The following is a 26273-nucleotide window of genomic DNA, read 5'->3' as shown; positions in this document are numbered from 1 at the left end:
TTTTACTTTTTAGTAGGATTTTGATTTGCCCGGCCAGAGGTCTATTGAATAGAAAGAAACGAGCAGGACACTCGCGACAGCAAAAATTTAATAAGTACCAGAACAGAGCAAGAACATTATAAGCTTAAAAAGGAATTATCACTTATGATACAAAGGGCTTTCTCTTATTTCATCTAAAGCGCTCTAAGATTTAAAAATTAGGTAAAATTTCGGGGATTAAATAACTTACCGGTTAACTTCCTTAATGCCAATCTATGAAAAATTCTTTTCGGTTTACTAGCTGGTTTGTTTTCCTGAGTTTATTCTCCTGCCGCAGTTCCGAAGTTAAAAACCATCTTAACATTATAACAGCGGATATTATCGTGTATGGCGGCACTTCGGCTGCTATTGCTTCGGCAGTGCAGGCAAGCCGCTTGGGAAAAACGGTAGTAGTAGTTTCGCCGGATAAACATTTAGGAGGTATGGCTTCCGGCGGATTAGGTTTTACCGATACCGGGAATAAAGCCGTAATTGGCGGCATTGCCCGTGAATTTTACCAACGGGTTTACCAACATTACCAAAAGCCAGAAGCCTGGCGTTGGCAGAAAAAAGAAGAATACGGCAACAAAGGCCAGGGTACGCCTGCCATGGACGGTACCGAACGTACCATGTGGATTTTTGAACCCCACGTTGCCGAAACTATTTTTGAAGATTTTGTAAGAGAAAACAAAATACCGGTATTCCGCGACGAATGGCTGAACCGCGAAAATGGGGTACAAAAGAAAAACGGTAAAATTACGTCCTTTCAAACTCTTAGCGGTATAACTTACGCGGGTAAAATGTTTATTGATGCTACCTACGAAGGCGATTTAATGGCTGCCGCTGGGATTAGTTACCATGTGGGTCGGGAAGCTAATTCGGTTTACGGTGAAGAATATAATGGCATTCAAACCGGAGTATTGCACCACGACCATTATTTCAAGAAAAACATTGACCCGTATAAAATTCCAGGTAATTCGGCTAGTGGTTTGCTACCCTTAATTTCCCCGGAAAATCCGGGAGAAAAAGGCGAAGGGGATAATAAAGTACAGGCTTATTGCTTTCGGATGTGCCTCAGCAATCACCCGGAAAACCGGTTACCGTTCCCCAAACCCGACGGGTACGACTCTACCCAATACGAATTGCTGGTGCGGGTTTTTGATTCTGGCTGGCGGGAGTTGTTCCGGAAATTTGACCCCATCCCAAACCGGAAAACCGACACCAACAACCACGGCCCAGTAAGTACCGATTATATTGGCATGAGCTACGATTATCCCGAAGCTACTTTCGAACGCCGGCAAGAAATAATAAAAGCCCACGAAACGTACCAAAAAGGTTTGTTATACTTTATCGCGACCAGCAAGCGGATACCGAAAGAGGTGCAGGAAGAATTTAATACCTGGGGTTTAGCCAAAGACGAATTTACCGACAATGGCAACTGGCCGCACCAACTGTATGTGCGGGAAGCCCGCCGCATGTTAAGCAATTACGTAATGACGGAAAACGAAACTTTGGGCCGAAAGCCGGTAAATAATCCGGTGGGTATGGGCTCTTACTCTTTAGATTCGCACAACATTCAACGCTACGTAAAACCCGACGGCTACGTGCAAAACGAAGGCGATATTGGCGTGCATATCAAAGAACCTTACCAGATTGGCTACGGTGCTATTATCCCGAAAAAGCAGGAATGCCAGAATTTATTCGTACCGGTTTGTTTATCCAGTTCGCATATTGCCTATGGCTCTATCCGCATGGAACCCGTTTTTATGATTCTGGGGCAAAGTGCGGCTACTGCCGCCGCTCAGGCTATTGAAAGTAAAAAAGCCGTGCAGGATGTGGATTTTACTAAACTGAAAGAACAATTACTAAAAGATAAGCAAGTTTTAACCAAACCGGCTTCTACTTTTTAACGGATGATAGACTTAGATGATTCAAGCCTATAATTTACTGAAGTAAACTCTCTAGATAATGCAAGCTACCTGTTAGTATTTGAAGCTTATCGAGTAGAAAAACAACTTTGCAGGATGTTCTTTTATATCGCGAGCGTCTTCGCTCGTGAGTAACATCGTCCGGCCTCTGGCCGTTTAAAATTTAACCTGATTGCTTTTAGGAAATGCCTAATCATAAACCTGGCCAGTGACCTACCCAATGGGTAGACACGAGGCTGGAGCCTCGTGCCATTTTAAAACTTCATGGGTGCCGTTAACTTATCAAATATCCTTATCCACCATTTTCTTACTGGCTTCGTCATAACGGTCGCCGGTGTTCGGGTATTCAATTAGTAAATCTTCTATTTGCTGTAAGTGTTGCGACGTTAAATTTACCTCTACACTACCCGCATTATCAGCTAATTTTTCCCGTTTTTTGGTGCCGGGTATCGGAATAATATTATCGCCTTGCGCTAGCACCCAGGCCAGAGCTAATTGAGCCGGAGAACAACCAAATCCAGAAGCTAATTGAGCAAAAGCAGCCGCTAATTTTTGGTTATTACCTTGATATTCGGGTTGATAACGAGGTAATTTACGGCGGAAATCGTTTTCGGGTAGCTCATTTACATTTAAAGTGTTGGTCATTAAGCCACGGGCCAAAGGACTAAATGGCACGAAGGCAATACCCAACTCTTTGCAGGCCGGCAACACATTTTTCTCTACCTCGCGGGTTAATAAAGAATATTCGCTTTGAATGGCGCTAATCGGGTGAACCGCATGTGCTTTTTTAATAGAAGTTACCGAGGCTTCGGATAAACCCAGGTATCGCACTTTACCTTCCTTCACCAGTTCGGCCATACCGCCTACCATTTCTTCAACGGGTACGTTCGGGTCAATGCGATGGGCATAATAAAGATCGATGGTCTCTATTTTGAGTCTTTTTAAGCTGGCTTCAACGGCTTTCCGCATGTAAGCCGCTGAACCGTTGAACACCATATTACCAGCCGCATCCTGAGTAAAACCAAACTTGGTGGCAATAAAAATTTTAGCGCGGTTTTGTACCAATACTTTAGAAATCAATTCTTCGTTTTTGCCGTTGCCATATACATCGGCGGTATCACAAAAGTTAATTCCCAAGTCTAAAGCATAATGCAGGGTAGCAATTGATTCGTCATCGTCCGGAACTCCATAGGCGTGGCTCATACTCATACAGCCCAACCCAATGGCCGAAAGCTGCTCGTTATTACCAAATTTTCTGTATTTCATGTATTTGATTTTAAATGGTAAATTACTCTTTTAAACGTCTCGCAAAAAAGGCCAAAGCGGTAGCCCAGGTTTCCCAAACGGCCAAAGGATGGTAACTTTATCTTTCGTCGAAGTACTTAGTAATCTTTGAAGAAAGAAAATTAAAATTCGTAAAAACTTATCCTCCCCTACCCCTCCGAAGTGCAGTTCTGTTAAGTTCTGATAAAATCCTGCTTTCGTGAGCACTCAACGCTCGTGATGCTTATTAAGGAGGCCTCCAGCTGGGCAAGTCCAAAAGCCTTATTCCTGTTTAGAGTGCATCCATTCGCCTGTTTCTACCGGCCAGAGGCCGAACGATGAACAACATGAGCGAAGACGCTCGCGTTATAGCAGACCATTAATTTTTACTAAATCTATTATCCCTATTGCCAAAACAACGGTAGCCAAGAATAAATAACACCAGTTTGGCTGTTGAGGGCCTTCTAAGGTTCTGGTGCCGAGGAACGAGGCATGGTGAGGCACGAACAAAACAAGCTTAGACCAGCCCGAGAGAGCCAAACGAGGCCCGCCGGCCACGGGGCTAACTGGTTACGGTTCAACCCGCATCAGTACCGCTAAATGAAGGCTTGAAAAGACTTCACGGAATCAGCTAATTAAACTTTAAACTACATTTTAGTAAATTTAATGTCAATCCAAACCAGGTACGTAAACCAACCAAATTAAAAGAAGTTTTAAAAGTTATACCGTCTATTCCACTACAATCTCATCAATCCGCATGTTAGCTGGGCGTCCGGCGCCGGGGTGCCACTCGGGTGTGTTGCCAATGGTATAAGCCTTTACCTTCACGTAGCGGGCGTTCCGGGGTGTAAATTCCGAAACAAAATCTCTTTGGATGCCACCGTACTGGTCAATAGGTAAGGTATTATTTACTAATCCTACCTGCTCAAAATTTTCCCCATCAATAGAAACAGAGTATTCTACTTTTTTAGGTAAAATTCCAAGCCAAAAGGCAAACTGATGATACGCCGATTCAATCCGTTTTACTGGTTTTATTTCTTCCAGGTCAATTACTACTTCCAGGTCTTTGCCGCTGAAAGAAAACCAATTGAAAGCGTAATCATGGCTACCGCGTACCCCGTCGGTGAGCATTTTATTTGCTTCAGCGGGTAAGCTTTCTGAAACCGGACTTAAAAATTTTACTTTTTTATTACAAGCCAGGTGCTCTTTCATGCCCTGGGAAAATAAACGGTACATGGCCGCCCGGTATTCTTCCGGCGAAGTACTCCATTCCTTTACCTGCGTTACTCCCTGGCGGTTACATAAATCCACGAACGGGTCAATCTTAGCCCGTATAGCCGAACGCACCTTCCATTGTCCATCGGTTTTTACAAACACACCCTGCTCCCCGGTAAAGTTTTTCTTAGCTTGTTCCATTATAGCGTACTCCAATGGCAAACGGGCAATTTTTACTCGCTCCAGCAACGTCGCATCCTGATTCACGGCTACTTCGGCTTCATCGAATAATTGCTCGTACCGCCGGATAAGAGCAGGAGTTAAATAACTGGTGGCAGCATCGTAAGGTGTTCCGAATATTTTGAGAGTGGCACCAGATTTTTGTAAGGCTTCGCGCATTTCGTTGATGTAGGTCCGGATGGGTTTGGCAGCGGCTCCGTAATATCCTTGCAGAAAATCATCCATTAAAACGTCAACATTCTGGTTCGGGTCCCACAAAAGTTTAGAGATTAGGTAGCTCCGGAGTTCGGCAAACTCCCCTCCTACTTCGCGGTTTCCTTGTTCGAACATAGCTGTTACGCCGTGCTTGGCAAAAAATGCAATATTGGGCTGCAGTACATGCAAGTTCGGGAAGGGACTAACCAAGTGGTTGAACTGAATTACATAATCCCATACAATAATATCTTTGGAAATTTTACCCCATTCTTCTACATCGCGCCGGAAATCATCGCTGGTTGGGTCTTCACTAATAGGTTTATCGCGGTTTACCTCAATGCTGCAGAGCATGATATTTACGTTTCGCTGCGGCTTTAACGATTTGGGTGCTTTGCGGCCGTATTCATAAGCCAAAGTAGATATAACTTTATCCGGAAATTGCTGTGCTACCTGGTTCACAAATTGGATGATAGAGCCAGAAGGCGAACCTTCTCGCTCATCAATAGCGCGACAATTATCGCAGGTGCAGAAATTCCGGTTATCGTTCTGGCTCACCGACCAGTACGTGGCCGTAGGGTTTTGGGCTATTTTCCGGCGGAGGTTCTGGATTGTAATTTCTAAAACAGTCGGGTTGGTAAGACAGAGTTGCGTGGGAATGCGTTTGCCATTCACCATGGAAAAATATTCGGGGTGTTCTTTGTAGTAATTCTGCGGTGGAACTAACTCGTTAAAAGTATGTACCCACATGCCCCAATCCGGGCGGCCTCCTTCCTTATCGTGGTCGAGCTTGTGCCAATCAGTATACTCGGCATCCCAGGTACCCCGGTAATGTGTATCCCGGAACAGAATTACCGGCACTTGCAAGTCGTTAATCTGGGCTAAGGCAATCCGCTTTTGGGTAGGTATTACTTTTACTTTATCGCTATACATGCGGCAACCCAAGTATTTTTCCAGAAAGGTATACACGCCATACAAAGTACCTTTTTCATTGCCACCCGCAATAATTAAACGCAGGCTATCAGTTTTAATTAAGAATCCATCCTCCTTGAGTTTATTAAAATCTACAGCAATACCAGCTTCGGCCAATCGCTCATTTTGCCCCAGCACAATCTCGTACCGGCTGCGGCCTTTATTATCGGCCACTATGGGCAATGCTACGCCCGAAATCTGGAGCAAATAATCTTGTAAAACCTGCGAAGCTTTTAACTCGTGCGGAGTAGCCGCTGCGGGCACCACTATCCGGTAGCGGCTGGTTTCTTTATCGGTAAGTACAATATTGGTGGCTGTAGTACTGGTTGTTTTTTGCCGGCTCTTTTTTTGGGCAGATAGCGGTAGACTAGTCAGTAAAAAACTTATAGAAAAGAATAAAATAAAAACTGATTGTACCCGCGCGGGGCAAGTGGTAGATTTTGCCATAAACAATATATTTTCAGTTTATTTTGAATGCTATCAGATTAGAAAATAAGAAAACAGTCGCTGCTTTTGCTCTTGTTTCTTAATTCTGACAAATGGGAATTTAATATACTAAAATAGTAAATAATAAAAATCTATTTTAAAGGGAGTAGTGCTGATTTAGTAAAATCTAAAACGGAACTTATTATTACTGGCAGAAAAAGTATTCTTTTACCTAATTTATCTGCTTCGGATTATTTGTGTTATCTTAAAGTTTTTTCCGTTTTATCAGCGGGAATTTAACTTTGTATTCATTCATTTGGGGTAGTTATTACCTTGATTTATTTAATATGAAAAAGAGTATTTGGTGTTTTCTGGTAAGTTTTGTAGGGCTTATTCACCTTAGTTGGGCTCAAAGTGTGGCCATTCAAAATAACAATAAATCCCCGCAGGCAGCTTATGCCGCCCAAATGCTGGAGAAATCCTTAATGAAACAAGGCTATAAACTACAAAAAGCGCCGGCCGATTTTACGATTACTTTAGCCGTACAAGCCGGAAAATTAGCAAAAGAAGCGTATGCTGTTGTACCAACCGGTGAAAAAATCACCATTACCGGCACCGACGGAACGGGCCTAATCTACGGCAGTTTATCGGTGGCCGAAGCTTTACGAAATGGCACCAAACTAACTGATGTAAAAGCCCAAAGCGAAAGTCCGAAATTACCTTTTAGAGCCATAAAGTTCGACCTGCCCTGGGACACTTACCGGCACAGTTATTCGCTGGACCAACACATTGAAACTTGCCGGGATGTAAATTACTGGCGGGCGTTTTTAGATATGATGGTCGAAAACCGGTTTAACGCCCTTACCTTATGGAACCTGCATCCTTATACCTACATGATAAAGGCGAAAAATTTTCCGGAAGCCACGCCCTTCACTGATAAAGAAATGCAGGATTGGCAAAACTTATTTCGGAGCATATTCCGGATGGCCAAAGAACGCGGCATTGATACCTACCTGGTTCCATTTAACATTTTTGTGAGTCCGGAATTTGCCAAAGCGCATAATGTGGCCCTGGATAACCTGGAACATCATTTTTTTGTAAAAGGCGATACTTCCGAAATTATTAAACGCTACACCCGCGAAAGCGTCGCACAGGTTTTGCAGGAATACCCCGACCTGACCGGATTTGGCTTAACCCTCGGCGAAGGTATGGGCGGTATGACGCCGCAGGAACGCGAAGACTGGATGAAAGTAACCATTATTGAAGGCATGCGCTTGGCCGGTCGTAAATCAAAACTGGTGCACCGGATTCCTTTTTCGGGCAATACAGCTTCGTTGGGAGCTACTACCGTGGAAATGGAGCAGATTACCCGCAAAGGAATTGAAAAAGAAGCGGCCATGGATTTTATCATTCCACCTATCTGGGCCGATTTAAAATTTAACTGGTCGCACGCGCACTCCACACCAAAGCTTATTAAAGTACACGGAGGTAAACTATACGGTACGTATTTTAAGCCGGTTCCGGAAGATTATAAAATTACCTGGACAGCCCGCAACGAAGATTTTTTCTGTTTGCGCTGGGGAGTACCCGGTTTTGTACGGGAACACATTATTCAGAATTCGCCGGCTTATGTGGGCGGTTATTTTCTTGGTTCCGAAACCTATATTCCAGCCAAAGATTACTTTACTAAAATAAGCGGCCCCGTTGACTGGAAGTATGCCTTTGAACGCCAATGGTTGTTTTATAAAATCTGGGGCCGGTTGCTTTACAATCCAGCCACCCCGGATGCTATATTTCAGGCAGAATTTACTCGTAGGTACGGGGAACCCGGAAAAAATTTACTAGAAGCGTATACCCGGGCAAGTTCCACCGCTTTGCGCCTGGCATCTTCTTATGATTTTACCTGGGATTTTTCGTTGTACAGCGAAGGCATGCTGGCCCTAGATTCAAAAAATAAAAGAGTGTATTACATCTCCGTCGATCGCCAGATTAACCAACCTACCCTCGACCCGGATTATGTTTCCATTCTGGATTATGTAAAAACTACTACTTCGGGCGGTACGTTTGCCAAAAATAAAATTACCCCGCCAGCTTTGGCCCAAATTCTGGAACAGGATTGCCGCAAAGCCCTGGATTTAGTAAAAAATATAAATACTCAAAATAATAACACGCTCATGTACGAAGTGGCCGATGTAAAAGCCTGGGCTAACCTGGGTTTACATTTTGCTGAAAAACTACGAGGAGGTGTGGCTCTGCAAACTTACCGTTTAAAAGGTGGTGAAGAAAACAAACAACAAGCCGTAAAGCACCTGGAGAATGCCCTGCGTTATTGGGACGAAGTAATCTCCATTACCCGACCTATTTATAACGATATGCCTTTGGTGCATTATAGCGAGCAGGATAGCAAACCCTGGCAGCAGAACGACCATTTACGTTTCCACTGGGAGAAAATTCGGCCTGAGGTTGCTCACGATGTTGAAGTTGCCAAACAAGCTACTGTCCTTTTAAAGGAGAAATAGTTCTTTTTAATAAATTTTTTATGAGCTTCCTAAATCAACCTAGCAACATTTGGCTTTATTAAGAAACCTTAGGTTTTTGTAGATTAGATTCTTTAAAACTTACTTCAAATGGTTTGTCTTTGGAGCCTTTTCAAGACTCCAGGCTCGGGTGCTATCTAGGTTGATATTTCAAGTTTTGCCTCGTGGCCGGCGGGCCTCGTTTAACTCTCTCGCACTCGCTATCTTTCCTTTACTCCTGACGTCGGAATGCTACGCACCAGAAATCTAGCAGGTGCTCCATAGCCAATCTGGTGTCAGTTGTGTTGGTTATTGTTGTTTATTCTTGGCTTATAAAATTGAATAAATAGGATTAACAAATCTGGAAGACACCTCCACCTTATTTTTCTTCAAAATCGAATCTTTTTGACCAATAAAACCAATTCCTTTTCAGTCATTTCTTCGAAAATACTAATTGTGTGGCCTTCTTTTGTTGGATTGGAGGGTAACAATATCCGGGTTTTAAGTATTTAAGAATAACAAGAAATATCTGCTTCCGGATTTTTCTTTAAAAAGAAAAAATATTTATGGAAATTAAAACAGGTTGCATCTGTACTATTAAATGGCCCGGTAAACCTGCCCTATGAAAAAGTTATTCACGCTTTACATATTTTGCTTGCTGGCACCGGTAACCTTTGGCCAGAACCAGGCTTCTACTGGAACGGTAGCGAATCCTCCTACCGAAATATTATGGGATAAATACGGCGTACCGCACGTGTATGGCCGCAATATACCAGAAATGTATTACGCCTTTGGCTGGGCGCAAATGCACAACCATGCTAATTTACTTTTAAAATTATACGGTCAGGCCCGCGGCCGCGCCGCCGAATATTGGGGCATGGATTACCTGGCTACTGATAAGCAAGTGCACCTTTTTAACTTACCCGAAAACGCCCGCAAGCAATATGCGCAACAGGAACCTGAATACAAAAGTTACTTAGATGCTTTTGTGAAAGGAATTAATGCTTATGCCCAGGCGCATCCCAACACCATTGACCCAAGTTTTAAACGGGTATTACCTGTTACCCCAGTTGATGTACTCGCCCATAGTACCCGGGTAATTTGCCTCGAATTTTTAGCCGCCGGCGATATATATAATGCTTTACAGCCATCTACGCCCGGTTCGAACGCCTATGCGATTGGCCCCACAAAATCGGCATCAAAAAATGCAATGCTGATGGCCAATCCGCATTTACCCTGGAGCGATTTTTATTTGTTTTTTGAAGCTCACCTTACCGCTCCCGGGTTTCAGGCCTATGGCGCCTCTTTAATAGGACAACCGGTGCTCAACATTGCTTTTAACGATAACCTGGGTTGGACCCATACCGTCAATACTATTGATGCCTCGGACCGGTACGAATTAACCCTTAAAAACACTGGTTACCTGCTCGACGGAGTAGTACAGCCTTTTACCCGAAGAAAAGTTACTTTAAAAATTCGGCAGGCCGATGGTAGTTTTCTTACCCAACCCGCCGAATTCCTAACTTCTAAACATGGACCGGTAATGGGCGAAAAAAACGGGAAAGCTTATGCCCTTCGGATAGCGGGTTTAGAAAATGCTTTTTTAAGTGCTCAATACCATAAAATGGCCTTGGCCCAAAACTTTAAAGAGTTTGAAGTCGCTTTAAAAATGCTGCAAAATCCTATGTTTAACGTTATTTACGCCGACCGGGAAGGTACCATTTTCTACCTGTTTAACGGCAACGTACCTAAACGCAGCGAAGGCGACTGGGCTTTCTGGAAACGGACTCTGGATGGCAGCTCCTCGAAATTTCTCTGGACACAATACCACTCCTACGAAGATTTGCCTAAGGTATTGAACCCTAAAACTGGTTTTGTACAAAATGCCAACGATCCGCCCTGGACCAGCACTTACCCTGCTGCCTTGCAACCCGATAAGTTCCCGGCTTATATGTCGCCGCAGGAAGTGCGTTTGCGGCCACAACGAGCCATAAAATTATTAAAAGACGATGCGTCTATTACGTTTAATGAACTGGTAGATTACAAATTAAACACCGGTCTGGAAGCCGCCGACCGAATCCTGGACGATCTACTGGTCGCCATACGGCAATACCCGGACCCGGTTGCCATTCGGGCTCTTCCAATTCTCCAGAAATGGGATAAAACCACCAATACGCAAAGCAAAGGTGCCGTGTTATTTGTACGTTGGCTAAATAAATTAGACCGTAATCCATTTCAAACACCCTGGGACCCGGCTCACCCTTTAACTACTCCGGATGGCTTGCAAGACCCAAAAAAAGCGGTTGCTTTATTTGCCCGGGCTGCCCTGGAAGTAGAAACAGATTATGGTGCTCTGGATATTGCCTGGGGGGAGGTTTACCGGTTTCGGATGGGTAATTTTAATTTACCTGGCAACGGCGGCCCCGATCAGTTTGGCGCTTTTCGGGTTATTCAGTTTTCGCAAACTCCCACCGACGGCAAAAAAAGCTTTGCCATGGGCGGCGATAGTTACGTAGCCATTACTGAATTTGGGCCTAAAGTAAAAGCTCAGGTACTACTTAGTTACGGCAATGCTACCCAACCCGGCAGCAAACATATCGGTGACCAATTACTCTTACTTTCGCAAAAAAAACTACGACCTGCATTATTAGAAAAAAACGAAGTATTGCAAAACCTGGAAAAACGCGAGCAATTATATATGCAAACAAAGCAGCCAGGCAGATAATTTTTTAAAGTTTTGCCTGATTATCTACTTACAAAAAGTAATAGAAGTCATTTTTTAGTAATTCAAAGCGAAAAGTAATTATTAAAATAACTAAGAAAAATGCCATCGTACTTCGGCCGAGTATGAGATAACGTTTTATTGCCCAATAACAACTATTTGTACTAGTACTTTTTTCATTTTTTCTTATCAGGAAAGAAGTGTTACTCAATACCTTTTGACCAATTTCTAATCCACTTATCACAATTATTATACTGGAAAATCAACCTTAACTTGAATAAACATGAAAACTAACCTTACTTTTTCCAATTTACTTGTAAAATCATTTTCCCTCCTGCTGGCCTTCATTTTTACCTTTTCGCTGTTTTTAAAACCCGTTAAGACAGATGCCCGCCATTCAAAAGAATTTAAAATATTTGAAGGATCGTACCAGTTATTGGGCAATCAAAATGCTTTTATTAAGATTAGTGCGTACGTCGATCAGTTAACACTGAAAGAATCGTGGAGCAATAACGAAATAAGTTTTAAGCAAAAATCTGAACTTAGCTTTGTTTCCAACGATCATCCGGATTTTACGCTCGACTTTGCCCGCGACCAAAATGGCACCATTACGCAGGTAGTAGCTTTTAAAAAAGATGTCTGGATAAAAATGAAGCCTCAGGCAGCAACAGTTAAATTAAGCCCCGCCGAAATTAAAAAATTAACAAATGCTTACCAAACAATTTTTACTGCTTTTGTGGAAGCTATTAATTCTAACTCCGATGAAAAAATACAAAGTTTCTTAAAAACACACATGGACGAATCGGTGCTGAAAACATTAACTAGTGAAAATCTAATTATGCGGGCGAAAGAAATGTACCAAAATACCGGTGGGATAGAAAGAGTAACGCAGAGCCCCATTGACGTGACAACCGGTACTGCCACCTTTAAAGATAAAAAACAAGGCAATCTTTTCCAGATGAACTTTTCTGTAAATTCGGCGGGTAAAATAATAAATTTTGGTATGAAGGAGTAAAGAATTTACTTAAAATTACCACCAGAATACCTGCTTCAATTACATGTTGGCTCAAAGAAAGCATCATTTTCTTTGGGCCAACTTTTTATCGAAATTAAGGTTTACGTTGAACCGATTGGTTCTATTATCGACAATACTATTACTGCTCTAAAAGTTTATTCTGGTTTAAGCCACGATCTACTTTTAAGTTACGTCATTGATTTACCTATTGGCCACTGGCGCATTTTTAAGATGACGAGGAAAGATGGTACACCTTTGCTCATTCGGAATGCCGTTAGTGTAATTCCGAATAAAAATGTATCGCACTTGGATTTTTATTTTGCTCAGAACACAAGTATGTATTGCATCGAAGCACCCCTCTGAGTAACGCGCACTCTACTCTTGGCAAGCCGTAGAATTTACTAAATTCAAAAAACAAAAAGAGCATGTTGCTTGAATATGGCAACATGCTCTTTTTGTTATACCGTTTACTTAATAATGTTACTTAATAGCCATAAGGCGAGGTAGGATTATACCAACTATTCTGGTAGGCATTGCCGTTGGAATAGCGCAAACCTCCGGATACAGAAAAATTATCGCTTACCTTATAATGAGCCCGGAATTGCATGCCATTGCTGCCACCAGGCATTAATAAATTAACCGGAGCCGGCATAGGATTTTTAGATAAATCGCGCCACACACTGCCAGTTAAACGCAACCGGTCGTTCACCAGGTAATTACCGCCAGCATGTAAAATAAAATGCCTGTTTTGTAAAGGAGTATAATTGGCACCTGCATTTTCCCGGCCAAACCAATTGTAATTATTGCCAAAAGTAGAGATCATGTTTAAACTGGCAAAGCCGCTAAAGCGCTTGGTAATGGGCACCATAACGCTAGGCTCCAGATAAGTGGCCGAACCCCAACCCGGAGCAAACTGTGCCCCCGCCGACATACTGTACGAAACTCTACGAACAGGTTTAACCGACGATACTTGGGTAGTTTTTACTGAATCAGCCCGGGTAACAGCAGTTTCCTGAGCGGGTGGTACACTGTTTAATTCGGCTGGTGCGTTACCGGAAGTTTGAGCCAGAGTGCTGGCACTTATTCCCAAAAACAAAGCCCACAAACAAATATATTTTCGCATCATTCTATTTCTAATTATAGAGTAACTCCCAAACAGTACTCCGGATAAATATACGTAAGCAATCTTTTAATTGCTACTACCCAAACGTTATATTTACCTGAATAGTGCTTGTTTTATGATGGAATATGGCTGTTGGCAGTAAACTGATTTTAGAAGCAACCTAATAAATGAATGAAAAATTAAATTCTCTTCAATACGCTATCCTATCTGAGATTGAAAGGTTTCATAGAGAAACACACCCATTTTTGAAGGATCAAATGCTGGATTTAAAAGTCAAAACACGTGAATTTACTGGCGTTGGTTGGTATGTCAACTTTGATCCTAAGGGACAAAAGCGGCAGAACAATAAAATTCCAAAAGCAAAAACTTATTTAAGTGTAAGTAAAAACTACTACATTGACACACTTGAATTCCCAATTTCTTTTGAATTGAACTTAAGTGAAGAAGGAGTTTTAGAGTTTTTAGAAATTGTTTCCAATGATAATAAAACTTGGAATGGAGAGTTCAATTCATTGACAATTGTAGAAGAATAGGAAATCCTTCAGCCAACAAAGCACAGGCTCTATACTCGGCTATGCCTTGTTTCAAGCCTGTACTAACCGTATTAAAAGAGATTTTAATTTACATTTTAGTGGGGATTGAAGTTTTTTCGTATCAAGAATTTAAATTTACTCTTTCTAGTCAATTACCTATTTAGCAGAAATTAGATTTAAAAGTAATTCTGGCTCGTTGGTAGTAATAAAATCTACGTTCTGTTTCAGAAAATCTTCCAGCATGGCTTTCTCGTTCACCGTCCAGACGTTAATGGTTAGTTTATTTTGTTTCGCCTCCTGAACCCAGTTTGAATTTTTCTGTAAAACTTTGAAATGGTAATCCAACCCGAAGAAATTAGCTTGAGCCAGTTCAGTTGGTGTTTTATCGCCGTTTAAATAGGCTACTTTGGCGTAAGGCGCTAATTTCATTACCTCCAGGCAAACGTCGTAGTCAAAACTAATGTAATCTACCCAGGCTTGGGCTTGTAAATCTTCTACCATTTTAACAATTCGGTGGGTAGCGGCCAGAGAGTTTTCTTTTCCTAATTCTGATGCTTTAATTTCCAGGATAAGCTTGGTTTTAGTTTGTCCCATGCCCGCTTTTAAGTAAGCTTCGAGCGTAGGAAAAGATTCGCCGTGCGATAATTTTATAGTATTTAACTCATTAGAGCTGGCTTTGGCAATCGAAATTCCTTGAATTTCCGGATCGTGGTTTACATACAACACCGAGTCGGAAGACATGCGCACGTCAAACTCGCTGCCTTCGCAACCCAAAGCTACCGCATGATTTAAAGAAGCTACTGAATTTTCGGCTACGCCAGTATTTTTCCAGGCACCGCGATGCGCTACTACTTTGTTCCGGATAAACTCGTCTTTCACAATCCGGAAGGTATTTTGATACTCGCCGGCGGTGGTTTTTACTTTTAGCACTACTTCCAGCGGACTTTTACTACTATTTACTTTTTCTTTACGAACGGAAAGTTGATCCTTGTTTATTTTAAAGACCTCGGCCTGCTCGCCGGCTACACTTACGCTTTGAATTTTTGCATCCGTTCCGGCCCGCAGTTTAAGAGTACCTACTACTAACCGGTTTTTCGAAAAAGTATAATTAGTTAAATAAACTGGAGCGAACTTATTCATTTGACCAAAGCTGTCGTGAAAAAGAAAAGTCATTAAGAAAAAACCTAGGCAGAATATTTTTTTCATAAATCAGAATAGTATACGATGGTAAGTTTAAAAGAAAAGGAAGTTAAAGGTGAAAAAAGATAAGCACACTTGCCAGAAGAAAGTGTGCTTATCCGGAAAAATTAATTAAAATTAGAAACTATAGCGTACTCCTAATTGGATCTGGTAAGGGTTTCCGGAGGGAGTAACAACGCCGGCGTTTGCGTTAACATTGTAATTATACGCTTGTGTGGCCGGGTCAAAGCTGGTAAGGGTGTAAATATTTTGCTTACCTAAGGTTTTAGTAGTTCCCCATTTTTTATTTAGTAAGTTGGCTACGTTAAATACATCGGCCGATAGCTCCAGGCTGTGCGTACCAAAGGTTTTAAGGCGTTTACCTACGCGTAAATCCCATACCCCGTAAAAATTATTAATACCGCCATTTCTTTCGGCTACTTTGCCTAAGCTGCTCTGAATATAATCTTTAATGCTTTGGTCGGCATTGGGGTTATTTAAAATGGAATTTAGGCCGGCAATATACTTTTCGTTTACCGCCGGATTATTACGGTCGAAAACATACGCTAAGTCGTTGGAGTTAACAAAGTCGCCGTTTACGTTGCCGGCTACTGCCAGGGAGTAACGGGTACCGCCAATACCTGAATACCGCACCCCTACGCTCACACCGTAAAAAGAAGGTAACGTACCGTAAAATACCACTTTATCGCTAAACTGATTATCCGAATACGTCATCCGGTTCAAATTCCGGGGATCGTCTTTCACCATTAAAGATAAAGTGGCCGAATTGGCTACGTTTCCATTAAAGGAGGTATTATCTTTAATTTGATTTTTGGTATAACTAAAAGAAATTTCTCCGTCTTTAAAGTAACGGTAGGTACCATCTACTACTGCCGCGTAATGGTTTACCTTACCTTCGCTTACTAACTCCAACACGCGTCCTACCCGGTCTGTTTTCCGGCCCTGCATCCAGTCGGTAGCGCCATTAGCCGGATTGATAGAACCAGCCGGTACGTAAACGCCGCGGTTGCCTTCGTTGGCCAGTGTAAAGAATGGTTGCTCGGCCATGTTCCGGTCTACGTACATGTAGTTATTGCGGCCTAAGCTGGCAAACAAACTCACGCCCATTTTAAACCGATCCGTGAATAAGCGGTTGTAAGAAAAATTAGCTTTGTAAATAACAGGTACTTTGGCGTTAGCGCCGTTCATATTAATGGTTGCCAGGCGTTGTACTCCGGGCAAATTAAACAATTCGGTACCTGGTGCCGAAGCCGGATTAGTACGGTACTGTACAAAATTAGGCGCCGGAACATTCGCCCCTTGCATATCCACTGACAATACTTTGGTGCCATCAAACAACATATTATTAATCATGGCATAGTTGTTAATATCCGATCCAAAAATACCCGCCCCGAATCGTACAAAATCCCTTTGTTTTTCATTCACGTCCCAGGTAAACTGCACGCGGGGCTGCACCTGAAAAGTAGCCAAACCATTGTCGGTGCGTAAGCCTAAGTCTTCGAATACAATCTGATTAAAGTTGGGCTTGTTCATGTAATTAGAATAATCGGCCCGGACACCCAGCAACACGTCTAAACCGCGGGCTAATCGGGTTTGCATTTGCGCGTACAAACCGGTATTCAGGATATTTTGCTCTACACTGTGATCGGGCGATAAAGAAATTTCGCGGGCGTACCGGTAAGGCTTTAGATTATTAAAATTTTCGAGACCGGTAAAGTAAAAACGGCCGTTCATTTCGCTGCCATACAACGAATTTAAATGGCTGTACATAATATCAGTACCGAAAGTAAAATTGATTTTGTTGGTATTATAATACACGTTATCTACTAATTGCACCACGTTGTTGTAGAAATGTTCCGGCGAGTAACGTTGCCCGCCCAACTGAATGGTGGTAAACACATTTTTATCATCTACCACCGAACCCACGCGCTCCACAATTGCCCGCGGAATATTCTGACCCGGCAACTGCGAACCGGGCGTAGATTCTTCTAAAGTATATAAATGCTGAACTTTTAACTCGTTGGTAAGCCGGGGACTGAAGGAAGTTCGTAAAGTAGCTAGAAAGCTGTTGTCAATCGATTTTACATCGCCGTATACCTCAAATAAGTTAATGCTGCTGTTGTCATCTAAGCCCAGATTGTTCTGGTCGTACACAAAGTTGTTGCGGATAGTAAGTAAATTTTTATTGTTTAGCTGCCAGTCTATGCGGCCAAAAATGGCATCGGTACCTCTTTTTTTATTAAAGGACCCAAATTGTGGTGAGTTGCCTACCCCGTATTTGTTCCGGGCAATTTGTAGGTACTGATCTAAAGTAGCCTGCGACACATTCAAGCGTCTTTCATCTTCCGGCGTCTGGATATCGGCAATTTGCAGGGGTCGGGCATCGGCCTGGTGGTCCCAAACTACAAAAAAATGCGCTTTATCTTTCACAATGGGGCCCCCTAACGAGAAACCGTACTGGTAAGTAGAAAAATCCACGTCTCGTTTGTTTCCCCGGATATCGTAGGGGCTCGATAACCAATTGGCCCGGGCATAGGTAAAGGCGCTGCCGCTAAAAGTATTTGTTCCTGATTTAGTAACAGTACTAACGGTGCCACCGCCACTCCTGCCGTAAGTTACATCGTACTGGTTGGTTACTACGTTAAATTCCCGTACGGCTTCCATCGAAATGGCATAAGGTCCGCCGTTCCGGTTGGTAGTACCGCCCGAAGTGGGGTTTTTAGCCGTCATGCCATCAATGGTAAAGTTAGTAGACGAAGCCAACTGGCCGGCAATATTACCGCCCCGGCTTAAAGGCGATAAATCAATTAAAGTAGTAAAATTACGACCGTTCACCGGTAATTTAGCAATATCGCGGGCAGTAACCGAAGTAGCCGCGCCAAAATTACCTACCTGGTTTTTTAAAGCTGAGGCGCTTACTACTACTTCGTCTAAAGATTCAGTAGCTACTTTTAGTTGCACATTTACCCGTAAAATATCGCCTTGGTTTAAGGCATAACCGGTCCTTTTTTCGCTGGCATATCCAATAAAAGAAATAGTAACGGAATACGGACTACCCAAAGGTAATTGCTTAAAAGTATATTCGCCGGTAACGCTGGTGGTAGTGCCCGTAGTAAAGCCCGTTGATTCGTTTTTAACGGTAACCGTTGCCCCGGGTAAAGGACTTTTCTGTTCATCGGTTATTATTCCAACAATGGAGGCCTGCGTGGTTTGGGCAACTAATTTTAGATTGGGTAAAAAGATTAAAATTAAAAATAGTAATAGTAAGGGTAGAAAAATTTTCTTCATGGTTCATAGGTTATTTCGGGGCCGAAATTAGAACCACGCTATTATCTAAATATTAGCCTTAAATTAAGAATAAGTTACTAAAAGCTATTTAAAAGCATTTTTGGGTAACAATTTAGCAACATTAGTAATTATCAAACAAATTAGAGTTAATGGTGCAAAGCCAGTTTAATACCTCTAACAATACTAAATTAAAATATTAAACATTATTAATTCCTTTTTAGAAAGCATTTAGAATGGACTATCAGATTTATAATATTCCTAATTAACCTTAATGTTAGTGTGCTTCAAAAAGGCATGGTAAGACCAAAATGATCTTGCCATGCCTTTTTGCAACTCAATGGCATAACCCAGAGTTATAATCAGGGAATCAGTATGTTTTAGTTCCAAACAACTATAACCAGAAGTAGGCTATTCATCGGATAGTAGTTGCCATGGGTAAGCTGTACCAGCTGCCCATAGCAACTACTATTTATTTGACTGAACAATTCAAATAAGTCCCTTGAAGTTTCAACTTACTGGCAAAGTTTCTTTATTCTTTTATTAATTGGATATCCGCTATTTTATTTCCTATTTCTTTACTCATTTCTATAGTAATGTTTTGAGTAAACCGGTAGTGAATGCCGGCATAAACCCGGGAGATAGCTGCTTCTTCATTCATTTCTGTAATAGAAGCATAGTGACGGGGGGCGTCCCCTCTCCAAAAATAGGCGTTGTCCGTTATAGGAATATCGCCGAGCTCTCTTATTAACACCTGCATAACAGGACCGTATAATCCGACCAGTCCGGATGGATACTCTGGATAAGGAGGGGTAGGTAAATAGGATTGCCAGGATGGTTTAATGTGCCTTTGAATAAAGGTAACCGGCCGGATAAGATTGTACTGAAATTTTCCTCGAAATGTACAAATAGGTCCGTCCTTCTGAGCAATTCCAACTTTGGCATAAACTTCTGCCGCTTGCCCCAGCTTAGCCTTCTTACTTTCCAAAGCACCTGTTACAATCGAAAGAAGATGATAGGGAGAGGGAACGCCGACGCCGGCTCCTCCCACATCGGCCCACCAGTTAGCAATAGCTTTTTGCTCCGCCGTTAAATTTTTTCCAATATTATACACCTCTCTGGCCGCTTTATAAAACTTTGAGGACTGTTCTTTTGAATAAGGAAAAGGTAAAGGAGGAGCTGTAGCCGTTAAGCTATACGCCAGGAAAGGCCTTGAGTCCTTCAAATAAGGTCCTACTGGGTTGGCAAAAGTTGGGGGAGTAGGTTCCCAAGCCCCCGGGAATTTAGGGATGGTGTATCCCTCACTGGAAAGATTAAATTTATCGGTGGTGGACCAGTTGTAAATGGCCGTGGCAATAGAACGCCCGTAGGCTTGTGAACGGGAAATCACAGCATCGGAGTAGCTTAATTTAAAGCGATTATTATAAGCATTTTCCATAGAATCAATGCGGGCTATATCAGTTGCAGATAGACCCACTATAAATTGCTTATACATACTGGCTAACGCGGCATTAGCACTAGCGCTCCATAAATATTGCCGGTACTTCTCTGGTTCGGGCATATCCGGCATTAGGTAAAGGTGGGCAGACAAACTCACGGCGTTTTCTATACCGGGACGTACGGCTTCATAGAGACCCACGCCAATGTAACCAAAATTTCTGTTGTTGAATATTACCACCGGTTGCGGATTGGAACGAAATTGAATCCGAGCAATTAGTTTGTACCAATCATACACCACATCGGCACTTTCCTGGCGGTATTTAGGTGGCCGTTTAATGATATCCTCTATTTCATCAATTATATCCTCGCAACCATAGAGCAAACTAAAAAGGAAAAGCCCGAGCAAATAAGCAGCTTTTCGGCGCGTATGCATAGAAAGTGTTTTCATAACTAAGAAATTATAGGGTAAAAGGGTGAAAAAATAAGAAAGGAGTAAAATTTTTGGCAACCTAGGCCACGATAGCCCCGCATACAACCATCACTAATCCGTTATCGGGTGTATATTTTACTATGCCAATACAGTGGTTTCTCTAAATAGTAATTAATAACTCCGGGGTGTTCAACAAAATTGACCGGTCAAGCTTAAATACCATAACCATAGCTGTCGGACAGAGTCGCCTTGCATGGTTAATCAAAATGCGTGAAGCGGTCACAATCAGAGTAAAGCCTCTGAATGAGACGGGTGGAGCAAGAAATGATAGATTTTCCTATCTATCTTCTTAATTATTGCGGCAAGTAAAACTTACCTGTTAATAATGAAAAAAATTGAGTGGGGGCAGCAACAAATAGAAAAAACTTCAAGGCTCTTATGAGCGGGAGCAGTACCCTAAAAAGGTTTTAAACTAACCTACTTCCTGTCTAGTAAAGAAAGATGTTTACTTATTTTAAGAAGAACAGCTGCACAAATATATTATAAGTAAGCAGTAAAATATTATTGGAAAGAGCTAATACAAAAACATAATGGGATAGATGCTTAAAGTAGACAATAAATAAGATTTTTACAATTAAATTTTAACTTTTTTCTTGTTGATGTACTTAATCCTGAGCAAATTATACTTCTATGAAATAACACTACTTGAATTAAGCTAAGTTTTAAGGAACAGCTTTCAGTTTTTCTTCATCTTAATTTTAAATCGCCAATAATTATCTAAAAAGTTTTAGAAAATTATTGTGTAGAAAATGCTAAATTCCGATTCTCGTAAATTCTTAAAAAGAGTTTTGCCTACTAAGTCGGATTAAGCATTATGAAAACCTTCTTTTCCATCCGTATTTTTAAAAATTGTTTCTTCTTTTTAATCCTGCTGCTGGCTGCTACCCGCAGTTTAGCGGATGATCCGAAAACGCTGGAAATTGGAGCTTCGGCTCCGGACTTTAGTTTGCCGGGGGTGGATGGAAAAACGTATTCGCTGAAAAGCTTTGCCAATGCTAAAATCCTGACCATTATTTTCACTTGTAATCATTGCCCTACTGCCCAGGCCTACGAAGACCGCATGAAGGTTTTGGTTACCGATTATAAGAACAAAGGCGTGGCCGTAGTAGCCGTTTCGCCCAACTATCCGCAAGCAGTTGCCTTAGATGAAATGGGCTATACCGATTCAGGCGATAGTTTCGAAGAAATGAAAATCCGGGCTAAAGATAAAGGCTATAATTTTCCTTATTTATTCGACGGCGAAACCGAAATAATGTCGAAGGCTTATGGTCCCATGGCAACTCCCCACGTTTTTGTGTTTGATCAGCAACGGAAATTACAGTATACGGGTCGCTTGGATGCTTCGGAAAAGCCTGGCTCGGCTAACGCCGAAGATACCCGTAACGCTCTGGATGCTTTACTGGCCGGAAAACCCGTTGCTGTACCTAAAACAAAAACCTTTGGCTGTTCTATAAAATGGCAGGAAAAAAGCGACTGGGCGAAAAAAGCACCGCTCGTGTGGGCCAAAGAACCCGTAGACTTAACCATAATAGAAGAAGCTGATTTAAAAGCCTTGTTAAAAAACGATACCGATAAAGTACGTCTGGTAAACGTTTGGGCTACCTGGTGCGGTCCGTGTGTGGCCGAAATGCCCGAATTTGTTAATATTAACCGCATGTACCGCAACCGCGAGTTTGAGTTTATTACCATTAGCGCCGACAAACCCGACAAAAAAGATAAAGCGCTTGCCACCTTAAAACGGCTGCAAGCATCCAACAAAAACTACCTCTGGAGCTCCGAAGACAAATACAAATTAATCGAAGCCATTGATCCGCAATGGCAAGGCGCCTTACCCTATACCCTTTTAATTGAACCCGGCGGAAAAGTAGCTTACCGCACCCAAGGCTCTATTGTACCTATGGAAATGAAGAAAATGATTGTAAGTAAAATTGGCCGGTATTATTAAGGAGCTGTAAAGAATCTTGTTCCTTAACTGCATCAAAATTATTACTCTGGATTACGGGTATTTCTTTTAAACTTATTCCTCTTTCTATTGAGTCTAGGATAGATCTATCTTTTTTAAAGTCTTCTTCCGCACAAATTATTTACTTTTTTAATTTTAAATCATGTTTAAACTGCTATCTCTTGTTCTTTTCTGTTTAATTAATGTTGCTTCCTTTGGGCAGACTAATGCAATAGGTATTTTTCAGAACCATGCGGATATTGGCAACCCGAAAAAAACAGGTGGTGCCCGTTACGAGGAAGTAACTCAAACTTATACCATTAACGGCGGTGGCAGCAATATCTGGTTCAACCGCGACGAGTTTCATTACTTGTACAATAAAATTCAAGGCGACTTTATTCTTACCGCTAATTTTGAATTTGTTGGCCAGGAAGGAGATCCGCACCGCAAAATTGGCTGGATGATCCGGGAATCGGCGGACGAAGCGGCGGCCAGCATGAATGCCGTGATACATGGCGATGGGCTTACCGTTTTACAATGGCGGCCTTTGCGCGGCGCCTACATGCGAGACCCTCAGGACGAAATTTTTTATCCGAAGAAAACCGTTTTTCAGATAGTACAATTGGAACGTAGCGGTAAAAAAATGATTATGCGGGTAGCTAACTGGGGCGAACCGTTGCAAGAAGTTGGTTCCCACGACATGCCCGATATGCCCGATGCGGTACTAGCCGGTTTATTTATTTCGTCGCACAACCCCGAAGCAGTAGAAGAAGCCCGTGTTTGGAATGTTAGAATCGATAAGCCGGTGGCCAGTATTTACCACCCTAATCCGCAAATCCAGAAAACACTTCCTAAATCACAACCCACCTTAGGCTGCCGCTTGGAAACCATGACCTTAGCCGATGGAAAAAGAAAAGTTATTCACGAATCTTCCGGTAAATTTGAAGCTCCCAACTGGATGCCCGATGGCAAAAAACTGCTGTTTAACGAAGGCGGCTCTTTGTATACCATTCCGGTAAACGGCGGAACTCCGGAAAAATTAAACACCGGTGCTATCTCTAAAATTAATAATGATCATGGAATTTCCTTCGACCGCAAACAACTGGCTATTAGCAGCAACAAGGAAGGAGCTACGGGCGGTGGTTCTTACGTGTATGTGTTGCCTTTAACCGGCGGCACACCCAAAATGGTAACGGAACAATCGCCTTCGTACTGGCACGGTTGGGCGACTAATAACAAGGAAGTAACCATTGTGGCTCAACGGAATAATAGTAAAATTTATAATTTGTACCAGGTAAACGTGGCTACGGGCAATGAAAAACCTTTAACTACCAACATTACCGGCCACGTAGACGGACCGGAATATTCACCGGACGGAAAGTTTATTTACTATAACGCCAACCCAACGGGTACCATGCAAATCTGGCGCATGAAACCTGATGGCAGCGGCAAAGAACAAATTACCTTCGACGAAAACCATAACTGGTTCCCGCATATTTCGCCGGATGGCAAATGGATTGCTTATATTTCTTTCCCGACGGATATCGACCCAAACTCCCACCCTTCTTACCAACGAGTAACGCTACGTTTAGTATCTACTAGCGGCGGAGCCCCAAGAGTAGTCGCGTATTTGTACGGCGGGCAAGGCACTATTAATGTAAACTCCTGGTCGCCGGATAGTAAATCCATTTCTTTCGTTAGTAATTCGCAAGTAGCAGAAACAGGTAAAGAATTATCCGGCACCAAGTAATTTTAGTAAAGCATCTAGGCTAATCTTTTACCTATACAACTTGTAAACCTCTTATTTCTAAAGGCTTTGTTGTTTATATATTTTTGTAATAAGTAGCTTTGTGTTTGTTTTTAAAAGTGGTGGACTTAAATAGATTGTGGCAGAAGTTCTTAATCTACGTTAATGGCTTCTAATCAATTTTGGTGCTTTTATGGAACATTGGTATTCTGAGAGTTCCAGCTGCGGTCCAGTCTAATTTTCAAGCGAACCCAAAATCAGAAATTTGTATGATAACTGATGAAATAAGAAGATACGCAAGTAAGAGCATATTATGCTGGCTAGCCACTGTGTCAGAAGAGGGCATTCCGAATGTATCGCCTAAAGAGATTTTTACTTTTTATGATGAATCAACTCTTTTAATTGCTCATATTGCCTCGCCCCAAAGCATCCGTAATATTCAAAAAAATGAAAATGTTTGCGTGAGCTTCATTGATATTTTTGTTCAGAAAGGATTTCAGTTGAAAGGGAAAGCTGAAATAATTAGTAAATTCCACCCCGATTTTCAAACTTTGGTTATTCCTTTAGCCACTCTAGCTGGCGAAAAATTCCCGATTGCTGCCATTATAAAAATGGAAGTTACACGTGTAAAGCAAATTGTAGCGCCTAAATACGCGTTATACCCGGAAACAACCGAGGAAGAACAAATTGAAAGCGCAATGAAAACCTATAACGTTCAGCCATTACGGTAGCACCAGAGTTGCCGAGTAATTTTTTAGTCAGTAACAGAATTTAAAAAATGTAATCAAATTGCCAGGTCAATTCCGGTAAACTTCTTTTAAAGCCAGTTATTCTAAATACAACCATGAAAATTTTTGTTGAAACAGACCGGCTAATTTTGCGGGAAATGCTGCCGGAAGATGAAGCAGGAATTTTCCTTTTAGACTCCGATCCGGAAGTTCACGCGTTTTTAGGAAATAAGCCAATTAATAATTTAGAACAAGCTCAGAAAACTATTCAGTTTATCAGGCAACAGTACCAGGATAATGGCATTGCGCGTTGGGCCGTAATCGATAGAAGCACCAACGAGTTTCTGGGTTGGTCTGGCCTAAAACTTATTACCCAAACCATTAACAACCACACCAACTATTACGATTTAGGCTACCGGTTTATTCAAAAATACTGGGGAGAGGGCTATGCCACCGAAACGGCTCTTGCCACCTTAACTTACGCCTTTGATAAGCTTAATTTGAATGAAGTTTTTGCCATGACAGATGTAAGAAATAGCGGCTCTCGTAAAGTTTTAGAAAAAGTAGGGTTTCATATTATTTTAAAGTTTTACTACGAAGGAGTAGAACACTACTGGTTTCAAATAACTAAAAATCAATGGCAGGAAAAACCTTTAACCGCAAACACTAATTTAATGATTAAGTACTAGTAGTCTATTTTTCAGGTAAATGGGCCGATGATAAAAACCCAGGTTGATTTTATGGCATTAATTTTTTTAAGCAATAACAGTTTGAGCGGCAACAGAACAATAATAATTAAATAAGTAGTTTTAATTAAATTAAGCATTTACTTCGTCTCAGAAATATTCACCTAAATAATGGAAATAAATATTACGGGTACGGAGGATAATAGCATCGCCGAAATTATTGCCGAAGATATCATAATCAAAAATGCACAAGATGCTTTAGACATTATAGCAAATTGCGGTTACCAAGGCGCGCAAAAAATAATTATTCGGGCAGCTAATATTACGCCTGATTTTTTTGACTTAAAAACGGGTATCGCTGGTGAAATTCTGCAAAAGTTTTCTACTTATAACATGAAACTCGCGTTGGTAGGTGACTTCGCGCAATATGCCAGTAAGAGTTTAAAAGATTTTATCTACGAAAGTAATAAAGTAGGTAGAATTTACTTTGTAAGCTCAACAGAAGCAGCAAAAGCCTCTTTAACAAAGTAACTGTTTAAACATCTTTTTCTGAAAGAAGCTTTGCGCCTAGTTTAGTAGTAAACCAGAAAAC

At 41.8% G+C, this 26273-nt stretch carries 18 protein-coding genes; 11 read left to right on the top strand and 7 right to left on the bottom strand.

The genetic code is table 11. The features are described from left to right. The first annotated feature begins 254 nt into the window (after positions 1-254). Positions 255-1928, top strand: coding sequence for an FAD-dependent oxidoreductase (locus HUW48_RS05535; RefSeq protein WP_182414727.1), 1674 nt, complete (start codon positions 255-257; stop codon positions 1926-1928). Positions 1929-2228: 300 nt separating this feature from the next. Here HUW48_RS05535 and HUW48_RS05530 read toward each other — a convergent pair whose 3' ends face one another. From HUW48_RS05530 to HUW48_RS05520, 3 genes are all read right to left on the bottom strand, one after another. Next, complete coding sequence (locus HUW48_RS05530) at positions 2229-3212, bottom strand: aldo/keto reductase (protein ID WP_182414726.1); 984 nt, start codon at positions 3210-3212, stop codon at positions 2229-2231. Between the two features lie 363 nt (positions 3213-3575). Then, positions 3576-3767: a hypothetical protein gene (locus tag HUW48_RS05525; RefSeq protein WP_182414725.1), complete on the bottom strand. Its 192-nt coding sequence runs from the start codon at positions 3765-3767 to the stop codon at positions 3576-3578. Between the two features lie 171 nt (positions 3768-3938). Next, positions 3939-6275 carry a DUF4838 domain-containing protein gene (locus HUW48_RS05520; protein WP_182414724.1) on the bottom strand — a complete coding sequence of 779 codons (2337 nt, stop codon included), beginning with the start codon at positions 6273-6275 and terminating at the stop codon, positions 3939-3941. 326 nt (positions 6276-6601) lie between these two features. Between HUW48_RS05520 and HUW48_RS05515 the strand changes: the two genes are divergently transcribed. The 4 genes from HUW48_RS05515 to HUW48_RS05500 all read left to right on the top strand — a co-directional run bounded on the left by HUW48_RS05515 (position 6602) and on the right by HUW48_RS05500 (position 12870). Then, the gene (locus HUW48_RS05515; protein WP_182414723.1) at positions 6602-8773 is read left to right on the top strand and encodes a glycoside hydrolase family 20 zincin-like fold domain-containing protein; all 2172 of its coding nucleotides are present in this window, start codon (positions 6602-6604) and stop codon (positions 8771-8773) included. 619 nt (positions 8774-9392) lie between these two features. Next, positions 9393-11495 (top strand): acylase, encoded by a 2103-nt coding sequence (locus tag HUW48_RS05510; RefSeq protein WP_182414722.1) that lies wholly within the window; start codon positions 9393-9395, stop codon positions 11493-11495. Between the two features lie 280 nt (positions 11496-11775). Continuing rightward, on the top strand, positions 11776-12507 hold the full coding sequence (locus HUW48_RS05505) for a hypothetical protein (RefSeq protein ID WP_182414721.1): 732 nt from the start codon (positions 11776-11778) through the stop codon (positions 12505-12507). Positions 12508-12579: 72 nt separating this feature from the next. Continuing rightward, positions 12580-12870, top strand: coding sequence for a hypothetical protein (locus tag HUW48_RS05500; protein ID WP_182414720.1), 291 nt, complete (start codon positions 12580-12582; stop codon positions 12868-12870). A gap of 121 nt (positions 12871-12991) precedes the next feature. On the opposite strand, the gene HUW48_RS05495 is transcribed toward HUW48_RS05500, so the two are convergent. Then, on the bottom strand, positions 12992-13633 hold the full coding sequence (locus HUW48_RS05495) for a hypothetical protein (protein ID WP_182414719.1): 642 nt from the start codon (positions 13631-13633) through the stop codon (positions 12992-12994). Between the two features lie 164 nt (positions 13634-13797). On the opposite strand from HUW48_RS05495, the gene HUW48_RS05490 reads away from it, so the two are divergent. Beyond that, positions 13798-14163 carry a hypothetical protein gene (locus tag HUW48_RS05490; RefSeq protein WP_182414718.1) on the top strand — a complete coding sequence of 122 codons (366 nt, stop codon included), beginning with the start codon at positions 13798-13800 and terminating at the stop codon, positions 14161-14163. A 156-nt stretch (positions 14164-14319) separates the two neighbouring features. Here the strand turns inward: HUW48_RS05490 and HUW48_RS05485 are convergent, their stop codons facing one another. The 3 genes from HUW48_RS05485 to HUW48_RS05475 all read right to left on the bottom strand — a co-directional run bounded on the left by HUW48_RS05485 (position 14320) and on the right by HUW48_RS05475 (position 20536). After that, positions 14320-15336 carry a glycerophosphodiester phosphodiesterase family protein gene (locus HUW48_RS05485; protein WP_246343703.1) on the bottom strand — a complete coding sequence of 339 codons (1017 nt, stop codon included), beginning with the start codon at positions 15334-15336 and terminating at the stop codon, positions 14320-14322. A gap of 144 nt (positions 15337-15480) precedes the next feature. Beyond that, positions 15481-18651, bottom strand: a complete 3171-nt coding sequence (locus HUW48_RS05480; RefSeq protein WP_182414717.1) for a TonB-dependent receptor — start codon at positions 18649-18651, stop codon at positions 15481-15483. A 529-nt stretch (positions 18652-19180) separates the two neighbouring features. After that, positions 19181-20536 (bottom strand): vanadium-dependent haloperoxidase, encoded by a 1356-nt coding sequence (locus tag HUW48_RS05475; protein ID WP_182414716.1) that lies wholly within the window; start codon positions 20534-20536, stop codon positions 19181-19183. Between the two features lie 856 nt (positions 20537-21392). Between HUW48_RS05475 and HUW48_RS05470 the strand changes: the two genes are divergently transcribed. The 5 genes from HUW48_RS05470 (at position 21393) to HUW48_RS05450 (ending at position 26212) form a co-directional block, all read left to right on the top strand. Then, entirely contained in the window at positions 21393-22523 is a 1131-nt protein-coding gene (locus tag HUW48_RS05470; RefSeq protein ID WP_182414715.1) for a redoxin family protein, read from the top strand. A 160-nt stretch (positions 22524-22683) separates the two neighbouring features. Next, on the top strand, positions 22684-24270 hold the full coding sequence (locus HUW48_RS05465) for a TolB family protein (protein ID WP_182414714.1): 1587 nt from the start codon (positions 22684-22686) through the stop codon (positions 24268-24270). Positions 24271-24536: 266 nt separating this feature from the next. Beyond that, complete coding sequence (locus tag HUW48_RS05460; protein WP_182414713.1) at positions 24537-24998, top strand: pyridoxamine 5'-phosphate oxidase family protein; 462 nt, start codon at positions 24537-24539, stop codon at positions 24996-24998. A 113-nt stretch (positions 24999-25111) separates the two neighbouring features. Continuing rightward, the gene (locus tag HUW48_RS05455) at positions 25112-25684 is read left to right on the top strand and encodes a GNAT family N-acetyltransferase (RefSeq protein WP_182414712.1); all 573 of its coding nucleotides are present in this window, start codon (positions 25112-25114) and stop codon (positions 25682-25684) included. Positions 25685-25852: 168 nt separating this feature from the next. Then, on the top strand, positions 25853-26212 hold the full coding sequence (locus tag HUW48_RS05450) for a DUF4180 domain-containing protein (protein ID WP_182414711.1): 360 nt from the start codon (positions 25853-25855) through the stop codon (positions 26210-26212). Positions 26213-26273 lie beyond the last annotated feature (61 nt).

It is taken from the genome of Adhaeribacter radiodurans (assembly GCF_014075995.1).
Lineage (GTDB): Bacteria > Bacteroidota > Bacteroidia > Cytophagales > Hymenobacteraceae > Adhaeribacter > Adhaeribacter radiodurans.
This window is presented reverse-complemented; position numbering and strand designations above follow the sequence as displayed.